The 2,492-nt window shown below is 68.5% G+C and carries 2 protein-coding genes; one reads left to right on the top strand and one right to left on the bottom strand.

The genetic code is table 11. From position 1 onward, the window contains the following. Positions 1-102: 102 nt before the first annotated feature. Positions 103-1,722, bottom strand: a complete 1,620-nt coding sequence (locus tag CF70_RS07260; RefSeq protein WP_035862504.1) for an acyl-CoA carboxylase subunit beta — start codon at positions 1,720-1,722, stop codon at positions 103-105. A 179-nt stretch (positions 1,723-1,901) separates the two neighbouring features. On the opposite strand from CF70_RS07260, the gene CF70_RS07255 reads away from it, so the two are divergent. Beyond that, a partial coding sequence (locus tag CF70_RS07255) for an IclR family transcriptional regulator (RefSeq protein ID WP_035862503.1) occupies positions 1,902-2,492 on the top strand: 591 nt, incomplete at its 3' end.

The raw sequence follows: 2,492 nt of genomic DNA, 5'->3' as shown, positions 1-2,492 counted from the left end.
CGGATGGGGCGACACCCCCTCGGGATCCGGCCTGGTACACCTTGACGGCTCGCTTCGCATCGCTTGGGGGGCCCACACGGGGGGCGTTGGTTATTACGGGGTTCAGAACCTGGCCACGCCAAACTGCATTGCCCTCGGCGTGCGCGCCTCCGCCTCGCGGGCGGTGGCCAGTACGAAGGCCAGCACGGCGCGGGTGTCGCGCGGGTCGATTACGCCGTCGTCCAGCAGCAGGCCGCTGGTGATGAAGGCGCTGGCCTGGCGCTCGAAGTTGGCTACGATCTCGCCGGTCTGCTGTGCCAGCCGTTCCTCGTCCACCGCTACGCCTTTGCGCTCGGCTTGCTGCCGCGCCACGATTTCCAGCGTCATAGCGGCTTGCTCGCCGCCCATCACGGCGGTGCGGGCGTTGGGCCAGGAGAAGCAGAAGCGCGGGCGGAAGCCACGGCCGCACATGCCGAAATTGCCTGCGCCAAAGGAGGCGCCGCAATAGATGGTGATCTGCGGCACGGTGGAGTTCGACAGCGCCTGGATCATCTTGGCGCCGTGCTTGATCATGCCGGCCTCTTCCGAGGCGCGGCCGACGATAAAGCCGGTGGTGTTCTGCAGGAACACGATGGGCGTGCCGCTCTGGTTGCATGCCTGGATAAACTGCGCGGCCTTGGTCGCGCCGGCCGGATCGATCGGGCCGTTGTTGCTGATGAAGCCCACCGCGTGCCCTTCGATGCGGCCGCGGCCGCACACCGTGGCCGGTCCGTAATCCGGCTTGAACGGCAGCCAGGCGGAATCGTCGACGACGCGGCCGATGATCTCCAGCATATCCACAGGCTTCTTCACGTCCAGCGTCATCACGCCATCCAGCTCGCCCGCGTCCAGGCACGGCGGATGGACGGGCTGGGGCAGGCGCGGCACCACGGCCGGCCAGTCCAGGCTGGCCACCACGTCGCGCGCCAGGGCAATGGCGTGCTCGTCGTCCTCGGCTACGAACTCCGCCAGGCCGCTGACGGTCGCGTGCAGGTCGGCGCCGCCCAGTTCCTCGTCTGTGGCGATCTCGCCGGTGGCAGCCTTGAGCAGCGGCGGCCCGGCCAGGAAGGCGCGGGCACGGCCGCGTACCATCACCACGTAATCGGACAGGCCTGGCATATAGGCGCCGCCGGCGGTGGACGAGCCGTGCACCACGGTGATCACCGGCAGCCCGGCGGCGGACAACCGCGCCAGGTTGTAGAAGATGCCGCCGCCGCGCACGAACTTGTCGACGCGGTACTTGCGCAGGTTGGCCCCGGCGGACTCGACCAGATGGATAAAGGGCAGGCGATTCTCCAGCGCGATTTCCTGGCATCGCATCAGCTTGAGGTTGCCGCCTTCGGTCATGGCGCCGGCGTCGATGCCGGAGTCCGTCGCCACCACCATCGCCCGCACGCCGCGGACAAAGCCGATGCCGGCCACCAGCGAGCCGCCGGGGATGGAGGTGTCGTGGTTGGGATCGTCCATGCCGTAGCCCGCCAGGTTGGCGATCGGCAGGAAGGCGGAGGCGGGATCCAGCAGCCGGGCCAGGCGCTCGCGCGGCAGCAGTGCGCCGCGCTTGGCGAAGGCGGGGCGGGAACGTTCAGAGGCAGCGGCGGCGCGCTGCTCCAGCGCGCGCAAGCGCTCGATCAGGGCTTGCATGCCGGTGCGCTGGCTGGCGAAGGCGGGACTGGCGGAATCGATCCGGGACTCGATGGGAAGCATGGCGCTCGGCAAGGGACAAGGAATGCATCGATTGCAAACCAGGCGCCGGCGCGCGACAAGCTCAAACTCGCGATTTGTGCATAATGTGCACAAACCCGCCTTTGACGCACCTCCGGATGCCACGCCTGCCCGCCATGCCCACCCCACCCGCCCTCCTTGCCCGGCCAGCCTCCCCTCCCATGCCAGGTGTCCAGAGCCTGGATCGAGCGTTCAACCTGCTATGCCTGCTGGCCGAGCACCATGAAACCGGGCTGACTCTGCCGCAACTAGTGGCGCAGACCGGCATCGACCGCACCACTGCCCACCGCATGCTGCGTTACCTCACCCACGCCGGCTTTGCCGGGCAGGATGAACAGGGAAAGCGCTACCGGTTGGGCATGGCGGCCATGGCGATGGGCCTGCGCACCATGAACCGCTCGCCGCTGGCCAGCGCTTGCGCCACGCGCATGAAGGCGCTGGCGCGCAAGACCGGCGACACGGTGTTCCTGATCGTGCGCATTGGCGACCACGGCTATTGCATGCATGCCGAGGAAGGCAGCCACCGGGTGCAGCATTTCCACCTGCTCACGGGGAGCACGCGGCTGCTGGGACAGGGTACCGCCAGCATGGCGCTGCTGGCCAAACTGAGCGACGAGGAAATCGCAGCGCACTTTGAGCGGCACCGCGGAGAATACGAGGGCAGTGGGCTCAGCCTGCTCAAGCTGCAGCGCGGTGTGGAACGCAGCCGCAAGCTGGGCTATGCGCTGGCGGGGGCGGGGGGCGTGGCGGGG

It is taken from the genome of Cupriavidus sp. SK-3 (assembly GCF_000611145.1).
Classification (GTDB): Bacteria; Pseudomonadota; Gammaproteobacteria; order Burkholderiales; family Burkholderiaceae; genus Cupriavidus.
Note: the sequence above shows the minus strand (reverse complement) of the source record. Positions and strands in the feature narration are given on the sequence as shown.

Bases quoted from the DNA above. Each gene is read 5' to 3' on its own strand.
- CF70_RS07260 (WP_035862504.1), bottom strand. From the start codon at position 1,722: ATGCTTCCCATCGAGTCCCGGATCGATTCCGCCAGTCCCGCCTTCGCC.